This is a genomic window from Acidocella sp. (genome assembly GCF_052326845.1).
Taxonomy (GTDB): domain Bacteria; phylum Pseudomonadota; class Alphaproteobacteria; order Acetobacterales; family Acetobacteraceae; genus Acidocella.
This window is the reverse complement of sequence record NZ_JBKQJR010000092.1, coordinates 1-13,375: the sequence shown is the minus strand read 5'-3', so window position 1 is coordinate 13,375 and position 13,375 is coordinate 1. Positions and strand designations below refer to the sequence as shown.

The window sequence follows — 13,375 nt, the reverse complement described above, 5'->3', positions numbered from 1 at the left end:
CCTGACCGGTTTACAGCGGCTTACCCCGCGTATTACCCTGGATTGCGGCCAAGCAAGGCCGCGCCAGGACACGATCGACATGGGTATTAACGAGCAAAAGCCGGGGCTGCAGCAGGCCCCCCAGAGCACAGCGGCGGACCTCGCCGGGGTGGTGGCGGGGCTGCGCCTCTCGCGCGAGGTGACGCACAAGATCCGCCATCGCGGTCAGATCCGCGAGCTGCCCTCGCGCACCGCGCTGGAGAAGATCCGCGACGGGCTGCTGGCCGTGCTGTTCCCGAGCCATTACGGCTGCCCGGACCTGACGGACGAAACCATCGATTACTTCGTCGGCCACATGCTGGCGCAGTCCCTTGCGGCGCTCACGGAGCAGGTGCGGCGCGACTTGCTGTTTCTGCCCCCCGGCCATACCGACATCCCGGCGGAGGAGCAGGCCACTGCCATCGTGCGCGATTTCGCGGCGCAGCTGCCCGCCCTGCGCGGCATGCTGGCCGAGGATCTACTCGCCGCCTACCAGGGCGACCCCGCCGCCAGCTCCATGGCCGAGGTGCTGCTGGCCTATCCGGGCATGCGCGCCATCATCCACCACCGCCTCGCCCATGTGCTGCACCAGCTTGGCGCGCCGTTGGTCGCCCGGCTGCTGGCCGGCATCTCCCAGGCTGAGACGGGCATCGACATCCACCCCCAGGCGCAAATCGGGCAGCGCTTCTTCATCGACCACGGCACCGGGGTGGTCATCGGCCAGACCGCGATCATCGGCGAGAATGTGCGCCTGTATCAGCATGTCACGCTCGGGGCGAAGCGCTTCACCGAGGATGAGAACGGCATGCTGGTGAAGGGCGAGCCCCGGCACCCGATCATTGAGGACAATGTGGTGATCTATGCGGGCGCCACGGTGCTAGGGCGCATTACCGTCGGGCAGGGCTCCACCATCGGCGGCAATGTCTGGCTAACGCAGAGCGTGCCGCCGGGCAGCGTCATCACCCAGGCGCAGAACCGGCTCTCGAACGAAGCCTAGAGTGCGATCGTAATCCGGGTCAGCCTTCCCGCGGCACGATAACGGTGCGGGTGCGGTGAGCCGGGTCGAAGCGCACGGGCACGACCTGCCCGGGCTGCAACGTCAGCGCATTTTGCCGCGTGACCGGGGTCTGTACCATGACCTCGAAATGGGCGCCGTCCCGGGGGGTAACGTCCAGCCGCACCAGCGCCACCGGGTGCCCGTTGAGCCGGGTCTTCGCATCCTGCACGCTCAATATAATTGCCCGCGCCGGAACGCCATTGGCGAGGATCTGGCTGTCCCCCCGCCCCTTCAGGAGGCTCCTACCGAGAAGCACCACGGCCAGGAGCAGAGGCGCGCCGACCACCATAATCACGATCGCTTCGGTGGACATCTCTCACCTTCCTTGGATTACTCGTGAACCTGACGCGGGCAATGTGCGGCGAGGGGCTGGCAGCGCCTGACTGCCCCGTAAACCCAAAAACTTATCAGTTCGTAATGTTTACCTGTTACCCGGAAAATTACAATCACTTCGGAATAATCTGCGCCCGGCCCGCTAAAATTTGCGCGCCGCCACGCGCGGGCGTAGGCTCTCCCCGGAACAAGGCATCGGCGGCCCGAACGGCCCATTGTCTGCGCGGGCATCCCTGCCGGACGCCAAGAAACAACGAATTCCCTGCCTAATAAGGGAGAGAAACAGCCATGCCTGACGTCCAACCCCATGCGGGCCCGCATGGCCCGCGCGCGGCCGCGCTGATCGGCCCTTACGGCAGCGGCAAATCCACGCTCTGCGACGCTCTGCTCGAAGCAGCCGGCGGCAAGCCGCGCCGCGAAGGTGAAACCCGCACCCGCGAACCGGGCACAGATACCCGGCTGGCGCATTGCCAGTTCCTGGGCGAAAGCTGGGCGCTGCTGGACTGCCCGGGCTCTGTCGAATTCCTGCACGAAACCGCCATGGCACTGGCGATGGCTGACATCGCCGTGGTGGTGGCCGAGCCAGACCCGGCCCGCACCTTGGCTCTGCGCCCCGCTCTCGCGCTGGTGGAAGCCTCCGGCCTGCCCTGCATCGTTTTCATCAACAAGGCCGACACGATGACAACGCCGCCGCAGGAGCTAGTCGAGGCGCTGCAGGCGCAAACCCAGCTGCCGCTGGTGCCACGGCAAATGCCGATCATGGAAGGCGGCAAGGTCGTCGGCTATGTCGATCTGGTTTCCGAGCATGCCTACCGTTACCGCGCACGCCTGCCCTCGGAGATCATCCGCATCCCCGCTGGCATCGCCGACGCCGAACATGCGGCGCATGACGCGCTGGTGGATACGCTGGCCGACCGCGACGATACGCTGCTGGAGCAGGTAATTTCGGGCAGCACGCCCACATCCGGTGAGCTTTTTGCGCATCTGCGTCAGGATCTGGCGGCGCGCAACTTGGCGGAAGTGATGTTCGGCGCGGCGGAACTCTCCCACGGCGTGCTGCGGCTGTGGAAATCGCTGCGGCACGACACGCCCGAGGCCACCGCCACCGCCGCGCGCCTTGGCATCGCGCCCGAAGGCCCGCCGCTCGCCCAGGTGGGCAAGACCAGCTATGCCGGTCAGGCAGGCAAGCTTTGCTACGCCCGTGTCTGGCGCGGCCCGCTGCGCGACGGCGCCAGCGCCGGGCAATTGCGCGTCGGCGGCATCTTCACCTTCGCCGGGCCGGAGATGCAGAAAGTTCCACAGGCGGCAACAGGCGATCTCGTGGCGCTCGGCCGGCTGGAGGGCGCCACGCCGGGAACCGTGTTCGGGGAAGGCGCGGCGGCCCTGACCTTCCCCGTGCCGCCGCCGCCCGTCTATGCCCTGGCCATCGCCGCCGCGGACCGCAAGGACGATGTGCGCCTGTCCGCCGCGCTGCAAAAACTACTGGAAGAAGACCCTGCCCTCACCCTGACCCGCGACACGGAAACCGGGGACACGCTCCTCACCGGCCAGGGCGAGGCGCATCTGGGCCACGCGCTGGACCGCCTGGCCAAAGGCTGGGGCCTGACTGTGACCACCGCCCGGCCGAAGCTGCGGCTGAAGGAGACGATCCGCGACACCGTGCTTGAACATTCGCGGCTGAAGCGCCAGACCGGCGGGCACGGCCAGTTTGCCGATGTGAAGCTGGAGGTCGCGCCGCGCGGCCGGGGCGAGGGTTTCCTGTTCACCGACCGCATCACCGGCGGGGCGGTGCCCAGGCAGTACATCCCCGCCGTGGCCGCCGCCGCCGAGGAAGCGATGCGAAAGGGGCCGTTCGGCTACCCGGTGGTGGATGTGGCCGTGACGCTGGTGGATGGCACCTTCCACGCGGTGGACAGTTCCGACATGGCTTTCCGCACCGCCACGCGCAACGGCATTGCCGAGGCGCTGGCAAAGTCCGGGCCGGTGCTGCTGGAGCCGATCCACCATGTAACCGTGACCGCGCCCAACATGTACACCGCCAATGTGCAGCGCCTGCTCACCGGGCGGCGGGGACAGATCCTCGGCTATGGCGAGACACCAGGCCAGCCCGGCTGGGACAACACCGAGGCGCTGATCCCCGAGGCCGAGACGCACCGGATGATCCTGGAACTGCGCTCGCAAACCGCAGGGCTGGGCAGCTTCGTCCACCGCTTCAACCATCTGGCCGAAGCCCCGCCGCAACTGGCGGAGCGGATCGCGCGCGAGACGGCGGCAAAGACGTGAGCCGGATCACGAGTTGGCAGATTACTGTGGAATTTCAATTGATTAGAAAGAAGCCCATGGCGGAGGAGATGGGATTCGAACCCACGATACGCCTTGACAGCGTATAACGGTTTAGCAAACCGCCGCCTTCAGCCTCTCGGCCACCCCTCCGTACACGGCAAGGAGCGGGCATGTTCTGCCCACCCTGCATAATGCCTTCATAGGCGGCGGCGGCGGGAAGGTAAAGCCTCCCTGCCCGGCAATCCGCCAGAAAGAACCAAGTATATGAATTTGCTTGTTTTACTCACCCATGGCGGGACAGCTTTTGCTGCGCCGCAAAATTTATCTTGCACTGCAACATAGTTTGGCGCATATAATTAAAGCTGCAGGGTGAGTTTTCTCCCCTGTTTCTTGGACGTTTCCTCCCTAAACTTGGCGGCGCTTTATAGCGCCGCCTCTTTTTTATTCGGCTGCGGCGCAATACCCCGGCCCAGCCGCGCCCCAGAGCCGCACGGCCTCCGTCATGGCCTGCATAAACCCGCTCAGGCGCTCCTGCACCTGGGCAAAGCGCGCATTGCGGGTGAACTGCCGCTCATGCATGTAAAGCCCCCGCGCCACTTCAAGCTGCACCACCTGCACGCCCTCGCGCGGGCGGCCGTAATGGCGGGTAATGAAGCCGCCTGCATAGGGGTCGTTGCGGCGCACGGAAAACCCGCATCCGGTGAGCAGGGACTCGATATGCCCCGTCCAGGCCGGGGCGCAGCTGGTGCCATGGCCGTCGCCCAGCACGATGTCAGGCCGATTGACGCTCCGTCCGGGCTGGCTCGGCATGGAATGGCAGTCCAGCACCAGGCAGTGGCCGAATTCGGCCTGGGTTTCCTCGATCAGCCCGGCCAGCGCCTCGTGGAACGGCTGCCAGCAAGTCTGCACCCGGGCCTTGGCCTCGGCGAAGTTCAGCTTCCGGGCGTAGATCGGCTCCCCAGTGCCGACGATGCGCGCGATCGTCCCCAGCCCCGCCGCCACACGCGGGCTGGAGCGGTTCACGTAATCGGGCAGCTCGTCGGCGAACATGCCGGGGTCCAGTTCCCAGGGCTCGCGGTTGGCATCGCACCAGGCGCGCGGAAATTCCGCCGCCAGTAGCGGCAGCCCCAGCGCCGGAGCGGCGCCGAACAGCTCCTCCACGAAGCTGTCCTCGGAACGGCGGATCGCCTGCGCGTCCAGTCGCGCCTGGGCAAGGAATTCCGCGCCGTAATTCCGGCCTGAATGCGGCGAGGTCAGCACCAGAGCGGCGCTCTGGCACTGGGGCCGCAGCACGGTGAAGGGCGATAAATCTCTCATGGCGCAGCTGCATTCAACCAGTACGGAGCGCCAGGAGCAAGCAAATTGCCCGCAATCATTCCCCTGCGCCGAGCAAAGCGCTGTGCAGCCGGTAGCTCATCTCCCGCATGCGGCGCGGCGCCAGCCCCATGGCGAGCAGCACGAACACCCCGCCCGCCACCGCCCCGCCCAAGCCAAGCTGGCCCAGCAGCGGCAAACCCGGCTCGATCGCCAGCGCCCCCCAGGCGGCGAGCCGCGCCGCGGCCAGGGCCAAACAGGGCAGCACCAGCAGCCGCAGGATCGGCCCGGCCGGGCGTTCCAGCCCCTGGCGCATGGCCAGCGCGAACAGCCCCACACCCAGCACCCCGCGCGCCGCCAGCGCCCAGGCCAGCGCCAGCAGCCCGTAAGGTGCCGCAAACCACACGGCCGCGGCGATGGTGGCGGCATTGGCCCAGGCATAGCGCGAGACCAGCCTCGTGCGCCCGGCGGTGGTGAGCAGCGGGTTGACCACGCTGTACAGCGCCGCCGCCGGGGCCATAAGAGTGAGCACGGCGAACACCGGCACCGCCGCCTCCCAGCGCGGCCCGAACATCAGCAGCACTATGGGCTTTGCTGCAGCCCCACATACCGCGCTGACGAGGAAAATCACCATCGAGAGCAGGTCGAGCATCTGCCGCGTCGTTTCGAAGCGCCGGGCGGGATCGTGCCGCACCGCCACGAGCACCGGCATGAACACGTTGCGCGCCGGCAAGAAGGCGACCTCCTGCAGCACCTCGAACAGCCGCTGGGCGATACGGAACTCGCCAAGTGCTGCCACCGGCATGCGCAGCCCCGCCAGCATCACGTAGCCGGTGACGGCGATGTAATCGACCAGCGCCGCCTGCATCAGCGGGAAGGAGAAGCGGAATCCCTCGCGCAGCACCGGCAGCGGCGGCGGGCGCGGCGGCACCCAGCCCGCTGCGATGGACGCAACCACAGCGTAGAATACTATGCCCACCGTACGCTGGGCGATGAGCGCGGCCACGCCATGCCCGGTAAAGGCGCAGGGCAGCGCCACCAGCCCGCCGGTGATGGTGCTGCCCAGCGAGATCAGCCCCACCACCTTGAAGCGGAATTGCGAGGCGAGCCGCGCCGAGGGCACGATAAGAAACGCCGTCAGCACCACGTTCAGCGCCATCGCCCGCAGCGCCAGGCTCAGCACAGGCTGGCCGTAAAGTGCTGCGAAGAACGGCGCGGCGGCGAACAGAACGGCCATGAACAGCAGCGAGGCGAGAAACTGGCTCCAGAACGCCGCCGCCTCCACGCTGCGGTCGCCGGGGCTGGCCTGCACCTGCTCCCCCGCGCCGCTATTGGCGACGAGCCGGGCCAGATCGGAAATGGCGGAAGCGATGGCGATGAGCCCGACCACCGAGGCGGGAATCACGCGCAGCAGCAGCCCGAGGATGATAAAGCCGAAGCTGCGCTCGGCCACCACCGTGGCGAAGCTCCACGCGGCCCCGCGCGCCGCTCCTCGTGCCAGATTCACGCGGCCACCTCAGCCTGCCAACCGCAGCGCAACCATGTTCCGGCCGGGGGCTTGTGAAACTTGCATGTCCCTGACTTAACGGCGGACGAGAATTCTGCAATGCAGCGTTGGGCGCCAATGCCGCGCCGCAGCCGGATGGGGGGACCACTATGGATTTCGTGCACGCCGTATTATTTGCGATCCTGCAGGGGGCGACGGAGCTTTTCCCCGTCAGCAGCCTGGGCCATGCCGTGATTGTACCAAAGCTGCTGCACTGGCCGATCGACCAGTCCAGCCCGGATTTCCTGCCCTTCCTGGTCATGCTGCATCTCGGCACCGCCATTGGCCTGCTGCTGTATTTCTACAGCGACTGGCTGGCCATGGCGCGCGGCGCGCTCGGGCTGGGCTACGCGGCGGAGGTGAGCGCCACGCGCGACCTGCTGCTGAAGCTGATCATCGCCACCCTGCCCGCTGTGGTTATCGGCGCGGTGCTGAAGAAGCCGATCGCGCATCTGTTCGGCAGCCCGCTCATCGCCTCGCTGTTTCTTGTCGCCAATGCCGGCGTGCTGCTGGCGGGTGAGAGGCTGCGCGGCCGCGCTCTGCGTGGCGGCCATATGAACAACATGGACGCGCTGATCATCGGCCTGTTCCAGTGCCTGGCCTTCCTGCCCGGCATTTCGCGCTCCGGCTCGGCCATCGTCGGTGGCCTGCGCCGCGGCATCAACCACGAGGATGCGGCGCATTTCTCCTTCCTCATGGGCACGCCGGTGATCCTCGCCGCCAGCGTCGCGGAGATCCCGAAGCTGCTGCACGCGCATGAGCTGCACGCGCTGTTCGGCGTTTCGCTGCTCGCCGCCATCGTGGCGGGCGTGGTGGCCTATGCCAGCACTGCCTTCCTGATGCGCTACTTCAAGCAGCACGATTCCTGGGCGCTGAAGCCCTTCGCCTGGTATTGCGCCATCTTTGGAGCTGGCAGCTTCGTGCTCCTGGCGGTGGGGCTGTGATGCGCCGCCTGCTCGCCAGCTTGGCGCTGGCCCTCCCGCTCCTCTCCCCCCTGGCTGCGCAGGCACGGGTGAACCTCGCCGAGGTGCCGATCGACCGGCTGAACCTGCCCGTCTGGCACCAGCATTGGGAAGCGTCGCTGGAGGATGCGCACGCGCACCCCGATGCCAAGATCGTCTGGCTCGGCGACTCCATCACCTATTACTGGCAGCGCCATGGCGGGCATGGGTATGACGACGTCCTGCCCGTGTGGAACGAGTACTACGCCCCCTACCACGCGCTGGATTTCGGCTTCATCGGCGACACCACGTCGAGCCTGATCTGGCGGCTGGATAACGGGCAGGTCGAGGGGCTGCATCCGCAACTCGCCATCATCCTGATCGGGGCTAATAATTTCGGCCGGGTGCACTGGGATGCAGCGATGACCATCCCGGGCATCGAGGCCGTGGTGGAAAACACCCATGAGCGCCTGCCCGGTGCGCATATCCTGCTGCTCGGTGTGCTGCCTTCCATCCGCTCTCCGTGGGTGGACGCGCAGACCAAAGCCACCAACGCGGCACTGGCGCAGCATTATGCCAGCAGCCCGACCGTCACCTTCATGGATATCGGCTACCTGCTGGAAACGGACGGCCAGGCCGACCCGAACCTGTTCGTGGACCCGCGCCTGACCCCGCCCGAACCGGCCCTGCACCCCAACGCCGAAGGCATGCGGCGCATCGCCGCCACGCTGGCGCCGGTGGTGCGGAAATACGTGCGCTAACCGCGGGCTGCCGCGATAAAAGCCCTAATCAGCTCCGGGGATTTCTTCCCCGGCGCGGTTTCCACGCCGGAGGACACATCCACGCCCGGCGCGCCGGTCTGGGCGATGGCCTGCGCCACATTGCCCGGGTTGAGCCCGCCCGCCAGCAGCCAGGGCTTGGCCGGGCGGAAGGTGGCGAGCAGCGCCCAATCCGCCTGCACGGCGTTGCCGCCGGGTCTTGTCGCCCCTGGCGGCGGCTTCGCCTCCACCACATAGCCATCCGCAAGCTCATCGGCGGCGGGGAAATCCTCGGCGCTCGCCATGCCGAGCTGGCGCCAGACGGGGCGGCCAAAACGGTCCCGCAGCGCCGCCACCGTGGCCGGGGAGGCATGGACCTGCAGAATGTCCAGCGAGACGCTCTGCAAAACCTCGTCGACCTCATCGAAGCTTGGGTTCACGAACAGGCCGACACGCAGCGGGCCGCCTTCGGCCCGGGCGGAGAGTATCCCGGCCTCAACCGGGGTGAGGTAACGCGGCGAGGGCGGGAAGAACACGAAGCCCAGATAATCCACGCCAGCCTGCACCGTGGCGTCAAACGCCTCGGGGCTGTTCACCCCGCAGATCTTGACCTTGGTCACGCGATACTGGCGGCGATGGACGCCGCAGCCGCAGCCGGATCAGCGGCGCCGGTGATCGGCCGGCCGACCACAATGTAATCCGCCCCGGCGGCCACGGCCTGCTCCGGGGTCATCACCCGCGCCTGGTCGCCCAGCTCCGCGCCAGCAGGGCGGATGCCCGGCACGACCAGGATTGGCTTGCTGCCAAAGGCATCGCGCAGGCGGGAGATCTCATGCGCCGAACATACCAGCCCGTCCGCGCCATTCTCCAGCGCGAGACGCGCCAGCCGGAGCACCTGCTGCGCCGGATCACCCGCCACGCCGGTCTCGGCCAGGGCGGCGGCGTCCAGACTGGTCAGCACCGTCACCGCCAGAATCTTCGGCCGCTTCTGCCCTTCCGCCGCCGCTTTCGCCGCGGCCTCGATCATCTTGGCGCCGCCGCCGGCATGGATGGTCAGCATCTGGGCGCCCAAAGGCAGCAGCGAGCGCACAGCCCCGGCCACGGTGTTGGGGATGTCATGCAGCTTGAGGTCCAGGAACACCGGGTTGCCTTGGGCTGCCTGCGCGAATCCAGCCGGTCCGTGGCGGAGGAAGAATTCCAGCCCCAGCTTCACCAGCCCGCAATGCGGCGCAACACCGCGCACAAGCGCCTGCGCCCGGTCCAGCTCTGGCGTGTCGATTGCGGCGATGAGTCGTTTCATGGCGTGTCCTGTGTCGGAGAGATTTGCGCCTCCAGCTCGGCGGCGCGCTTCTCGGCGCGCTTGGCCCGGCGGTGCGCGCGGATGCGGTGCGGCAGATGGAACAGCAGCCCGGCGACAAAGCCAAAGGCCAGCGCGCCCAGCAGCACCGCGCCCAAAGGCAGGGGCATGCCGCCGAACGGCCAGAAATTCACCGGGACAAAATCACGATTGGAAAGAAGCAGGACCGCCAGCGCGACGATAAGGACAAAGCCGGCGATAGATTTCAGTATGTTCAGGTTTCCGCTCCGGCGTTCTTTTTGCCCTTGGCCGGGGCCGGGGCGGGCTTGTTGATCCGCTCGCGCAGCTCCTTGCCGGCCTTGAAGAAAGGCACCGATTTCTGCGCCACCTGCACCGCCTCCCCGGTGCGCGGGTTGCGCCCGGCCCGGGCCTGCCGGCTTTTCACGGTAAAGGCGCCGAAGCCGCGCAACTCCACACGCTCGCCCCGGGCCAATGCGGCGGTCATTTCATCGAACAGCGCCGATACGATGCGTTCAACTTCCGCCACCGTAAGATGCGGATTATCCTCCGCCAGCCCGGCGATCAATTCAGAACGTGTCATGTAGCTCTCCCACCCCGCGTAACGATGCCAAAACCGCGGAGGTTGGTCAATAAACGATTGCCACACGTAGGTTTTTTCCGCACTGCCGGGAATGTGGAGCCGCCCTGGCCGTTGGCGTTTACATCCTCCCAAGGCCTGCTTGTGCAGGTGGGTGCCAGATACCCGGACCACAGCCCGGGCAGAGCCAGCCCCCGAGGGAGATGCTTAACGGCCCGGGGGATGATTTGCCTGACGCACCGGGCAGCTCCACCCCTTACTTAGGCGGCGATGCCTGCTGGCGCAATCTGTCCTGTGCGCAGGTCAGCCGTCGAGGAGATCAGCCGCGATCTCTTCCGCCCGCGCCGCCATGCGGCGCAGCCGCGCCCGGCGGTCGTTATCGGTCTTGGCCGGTTTCGCCGCGGCCGCAGCGGCCTGGCGCATGTCGTGCATTTCGTCGGCCAGCAGCAGCGCCGCCAGCATCAGCAGCCGGGCCTCGCCAGACTGCCCGCCAATCGCCTTGATACTGTTGATCCGCTGCTCGATCTCGGAGGCCATCTGGCCCAGATGCTCTTCCTGCCCGTCTTCGCAGCCGACGGTATAGGCATAACCGTTAATGCGTATGGTGACCTGGGCCATGGCGTCACTCCGTCGTTTCAGGCGGGGGGACCGTATCCAAAGCCGCGCGCAAGCGGGTGATTACATGATCGAGCCCCTCCGCCAGGGCGGCACGGTCGAGGCCGTCGCCGCCAGCAGGCTTGGACAGGCTGCCGATCTTGCGCAGTGCGGCTTCGATACGGTCCAGGATTTCGTCTTCAGATTCAGACTCGGACATGCGAGTATTCAACATGACCGCGCCGTGCGCGGTCAAGGCAAGGTTTAGCGCTTTCGGAACATGACTGTAGTGTAATGAACTTACCCCAGGCCGTCATCGTTCATGGGCTCGTCGATATCCGCGCCGCCCTTGCCCCCGGGCGCCCTGTCACTCTGCTTTCCGCCCCCGGAGCGGCGCTCTATGCCGGCGGGCTGTGGTGGCGCGAGTTGCTGGCGGCGGCGGATTATGCAGGCCCGGCGTTGCTCGATTGCGGCCCCGCCCCCGGCCGCGCCTGGGAGGCGCTGAAGCTCGGCCTGCGCGGCGTGGTGCTCGCCCCCTGCCCGGCCTGGGACCAGGTGGCCGAATACGCCGCCGCCCAGGGCGCGCTACTGCTCCCCGCCCCGCCCCCGGCGCTGGATTTTTGCTCCCCCGGCGCCGCCCGGCGCCTGGAAGCCTGGCTCGCGGCAAATTTTTGAGCAAACCCGCCCCGGCACCATGATTCCGCCGCATTTTTTTATCTTTTCTCCGCCCCGCACCGGGAGTCGAGGCGGATGACATTCATGTCACCCTGGGCTACACGGCACTCGGTTTTACATTCAGAGGTTGGGGGAACTCATGGCGATCACGCAGACGGTTAAGACAATCCTGTCACATTACGAGAGCGACAATCCGGGCACCAAGGCGAACCTCGCCCGCATGCTGATGGCTGGCAAGCTGGGCGGCACCGGCAAGCTGGTGATCCTGCCGGTCGACCAGGGCTTCGAGCATGGCCCGGCCCGCTCCTTCGCCCCCAACCCCGCCGCGTACGACCCGCATTACCACTACCAGCTCGCCATCGATGCCGGGCTCTCCGCCTATGCCGCGCCGCTTGGCATGATCGAGGCTGGCGCCTCCACATTCGCCGGGCAGATCCCGACCATCCTGAAGGTGAACTCCTCCAACTCGCTGGCGACCGACAAGAACCAGGGCCTCACCGGCTCGGTGAATGACGCACTGCGCCTGGGCTGCTCCGCCATCGGCTTCACCATCTATCCGGGCAGCGAATTCGCCTTCGACCTGATCGAAGAAATCCGCGAAATGGCCGAGGAAGCCAAGGCCGCCGGCCTCGCCGTGGTGGTGTGGTCCTATCCGCGCGGCCCGAACCTGGACAAGGCCGGCGAGACCGCGCTGGACATCTGCGCCTATGCCGCGCACATGGCCGCCCTGCTCGGCGCCCACATCATCAAGGTGAAGCCGCCTACGGACGTGATCTCCCTGGAAGCCGCGAAGAAGTCCTATGCCGGGTTCGATGCCTCGACCATGGCCAAGCGCGTGAAGCACGTGGTCGATTCCTGCTTCGCCGGCAAGCGCATCGTCGTGTTCTCGGGCGGCGAGGCCAAGAGCCTCGATGGCCTGTATGAGGAAATCCGCGGCCTGCGCGACGGCGGCGCCAACGGCTCCATCATCGGCCGCAACACCTTCCAGCGCCCGCGCGAGGAAGCTCTGGCCATGCTGCAGAAGATCATCGACATCTATCTGAACAAGGCCTGATCAGCCGTCATCGCGAGGGTGCGAAAGCACCCGAAGCAATCCATCTCGCTGTAAAAAAATGGATCGCTTCGCTCCGCTCGCGATGACAAAATAAGGGGGGCTTCGGCCCCCCGTTTGCTTTTTGAGGATTTGCTCCCGTGACCGATTGCCGCCTTTACCTCATCACCCCGCCCGTGCTGCCTGAGACCTTCGAGGCGCAGCTCGCCGCAGCACTCGATGCCGGGGATGTCGCCGCATTGCAGCTGCGGCTGAAGGACGTGCCCGATGACGTGATCGCCCGCACGGTGGAGAAGCTGCGCCCGATCGTGCAGAGCCGCGACGTGGCGTTCATCCTCAACGACCGTCCCGACCTCGCGGTGAAACTCGGCTGCGACGGCGCGCATGTCGGCCAGACGGACATGCCGTTGAAGCAGGCGCGGAAGATACTGGGCGACCTGACCCTGGGCGTGACCTGCCACAACTCCCGCCACCTGGCGATGGAAGCGGCGGAAGCCGGGGCGGATTACGTTGCTTTCGGCGCCTTCTTCCCCACCGCCACCAAGGAGCCACCGGAAATGGCGGAGATCGAGACGCTGCAAATCTGGGCGCAGACCATGGAAGTCCCCTGCGTCGCCATCGGCGGCATCAACGCGGAGAACTGCGCGCCGCTGGTGCGGGCCGGGGCGGAATTCCTGGCCGTGGTCGGCGCGGTGTGGAACCACAAGGAAGGCCCCGCTGCCGGGGTAAAAGCGATGCTCAAGGCGATCGCCGAGGCCTAATCGCAGTCATTGCCCCTGAGGGTGAAGCCCGTCACCTTGCCGTCCTTGAGGGTGAAGGTGATCTCGCAGGACCAGACCTGCACATCCTGCGGGAAACCGGCGTTATAGTACGGCCCATAATACGGCCCGTAATACGGCCCCCAATACGA

At 66.7% G+C, this 13,375-nt stretch carries 16 protein-coding genes, 1 tRNA gene and 1 other RNA gene; 7 read left to right on the top strand and 11 right to left on the bottom strand.

From position 1 onward, the window contains the following. The coding region (gene epsC, locus ACLPJJ_RS06145; protein WP_443590064.1) for a serine O-acetyltransferase EpsC at positions 1-1,015 on the top strand (1,015 nt) is incomplete at its 5' end. A gap of 19 nt (positions 1,016-1,034) precedes the next feature. Here the strand turns inward: epsC and ACLPJJ_RS06140 are convergent. Further along, a complete protein-coding gene (locus ACLPJJ_RS06140; protein WP_443590063.1) occupies positions 1,035-1,388 on the bottom strand; it encodes a hypothetical protein in 354 nt (117 codons plus the stop codon). Between the two features lie 308 nt (positions 1,389-1,696). On the opposite strand from ACLPJJ_RS06140, the gene ACLPJJ_RS06135 reads away from it, so the two are divergent. After that, positions 1,697-3,691 (top strand): elongation factor G, encoded by a 1,995-nt coding sequence (locus ACLPJJ_RS06135; RefSeq protein WP_443590062.1) that lies wholly within the window; start codon positions 1,697-1,699, stop codon positions 3,689-3,691. Between the two features lie 57 nt (positions 3,692-3,748). Here the strand turns inward: ACLPJJ_RS06135 and ACLPJJ_RS06130 are convergent. From ACLPJJ_RS06130 to ACLPJJ_RS06120, 3 genes are all read right to left on the bottom strand, one after another. Next, a tRNA-Ser gene (locus tag ACLPJJ_RS06130) sits at positions 3,749-3,841 on the bottom strand. A 291-nt stretch (positions 3,842-4,132) separates the two neighbouring features. After that, on the bottom strand, positions 4,133-5,008 hold the full coding sequence (locus ACLPJJ_RS06125) for an N-formylglutamate amidohydrolase (protein WP_443590061.1): 876 nt from the start codon (positions 5,006-5,008) through the stop codon (positions 4,133-4,135). A 55-nt stretch (positions 5,009-5,063) separates the two neighbouring features. Further along, complete coding sequence (locus ACLPJJ_RS06120; RefSeq protein ID WP_443590059.1) at positions 5,064-6,512, bottom strand: oligosaccharide flippase family protein; 1,449 nt, start codon at positions 6,510-6,512, stop codon at positions 5,064-5,066. 149 nt (positions 6,513-6,661) lie between these two features. Here ACLPJJ_RS06120 and ACLPJJ_RS06115 point away from each other — a divergent pair, with 149 nt between their 5' ends. Beyond that, a complete protein-coding gene (locus tag ACLPJJ_RS06115) occupies positions 6,662-7,495 on the top strand; it encodes an undecaprenyl-diphosphate phosphatase (RefSeq protein ID WP_443590058.1) in 834 nt (277 codons plus the stop codon). Then, positions 7,495-8,253: a GDSL-type esterase/lipase family protein gene (locus ACLPJJ_RS06110; protein WP_443590057.1), complete on the top strand. Its 759-nt coding sequence runs from the start codon at positions 7,495-7,497 to the stop codon at positions 8,251-8,253. The genes ACLPJJ_RS06115 and ACLPJJ_RS06110 overlap by 1 nt, the downstream gene beginning before the upstream one ends. Here the strand turns inward: ACLPJJ_RS06110 and ACLPJJ_RS06105 are convergent. The 7 genes from ACLPJJ_RS06105 to ACLPJJ_RS06075 all read right to left on the bottom strand — a co-directional run bounded on the left by ACLPJJ_RS06105 (position 8,250) and on the right by ACLPJJ_RS06075 (position 10,959). Continuing rightward, positions 8,250-8,870 carry a phosphoribosylanthranilate isomerase gene (locus tag ACLPJJ_RS06105; RefSeq protein WP_443590056.1) on the bottom strand — a complete coding sequence of 207 codons (621 nt, stop codon included), beginning with the start codon at positions 8,868-8,870 and terminating at the stop codon, positions 8,250-8,252. The two genes, ACLPJJ_RS06110 and ACLPJJ_RS06105, sit on opposite strands and share 4 nt — an antisense overlap. Further along, positions 8,867-9,550, bottom strand: a complete 684-nt coding sequence (gene pyrF / locus ACLPJJ_RS06100) for an orotidine-5'-phosphate decarboxylase (protein WP_443590055.1) — start codon at positions 9,548-9,550, stop codon at positions 8,867-8,869. Before pyrF ends, ACLPJJ_RS06105 begins: the two co-directional genes overlap by 4 nt. Beyond that, the gene (locus ACLPJJ_RS06095; RefSeq protein WP_443590054.1) at positions 9,547-9,717 is read right to left on the bottom strand and encodes a LapA family protein; all 171 of its coding nucleotides are present in this window, start codon (positions 9,715-9,717) and stop codon (positions 9,547-9,549) included. The genes pyrF and ACLPJJ_RS06095 overlap by 4 nt, the downstream gene beginning before the upstream one ends. A 104-nt stretch (positions 9,718-9,821) precedes the next feature. Continuing rightward, positions 9,822-10,148 carry an integration host factor subunit beta gene (locus ACLPJJ_RS06090; RefSeq protein WP_443590053.1) on the bottom strand — a complete coding sequence of 109 codons (327 nt, stop codon included), beginning with the start codon at positions 10,146-10,148 and terminating at the stop codon, positions 9,822-9,824. A gap of 92 nt (positions 10,149-10,240) precedes the next feature. After that, a non-coding RNA gene (gene ssrS / locus ACLPJJ_RS06085) (6S RNA) lies at positions 10,241-10,398 on the bottom strand. 50 nt (positions 10,399-10,448) lie between these two features. Beyond that, the gene (locus tag ACLPJJ_RS06080) at positions 10,449-10,763 is read right to left on the bottom strand and encodes a cell division protein ZapA (protein ID WP_443590052.1); all 315 of its coding nucleotides are present in this window, start codon (positions 10,761-10,763) and stop codon (positions 10,449-10,451) included. A 4-nt stretch (positions 10,764-10,767) separates the two neighbouring features. Beyond that, positions 10,768-10,959, bottom strand: a complete 192-nt coding sequence (locus ACLPJJ_RS06075; RefSeq protein WP_443590051.1) for a hypothetical protein — start codon at positions 10,957-10,959, stop codon at positions 10,768-10,770. A 74-nt stretch (positions 10,960-11,033) separates the two neighbouring features. On the opposite strand from ACLPJJ_RS06075, the gene ACLPJJ_RS06070 reads away from it, so the two are divergent. From ACLPJJ_RS06070 to thiE, 3 genes are all read left to right on the top strand, one after another. Next, a complete protein-coding gene (locus tag ACLPJJ_RS06070; protein WP_443590050.1) occupies positions 11,034-11,414 on the top strand; it encodes a hypothetical protein in 381 nt (126 codons plus the stop codon). Between the two features lie 139 nt (positions 11,415-11,553). Next, complete coding sequence (locus ACLPJJ_RS06065) at positions 11,554-12,468, top strand: class I fructose-bisphosphate aldolase (protein WP_443590049.1); 915 nt, start codon at positions 11,554-11,556, stop codon at positions 12,466-12,468. Positions 12,469-12,605: 137 nt separating this feature from the next. Continuing rightward, a complete protein-coding gene (gene thiE / locus ACLPJJ_RS06060; RefSeq protein WP_443590048.1) occupies positions 12,606-13,226 on the top strand; it encodes a thiamine phosphate synthase in 621 nt (206 codons plus the stop codon). Positions 13,227-13,375: the final 149 nt, after the last annotated feature.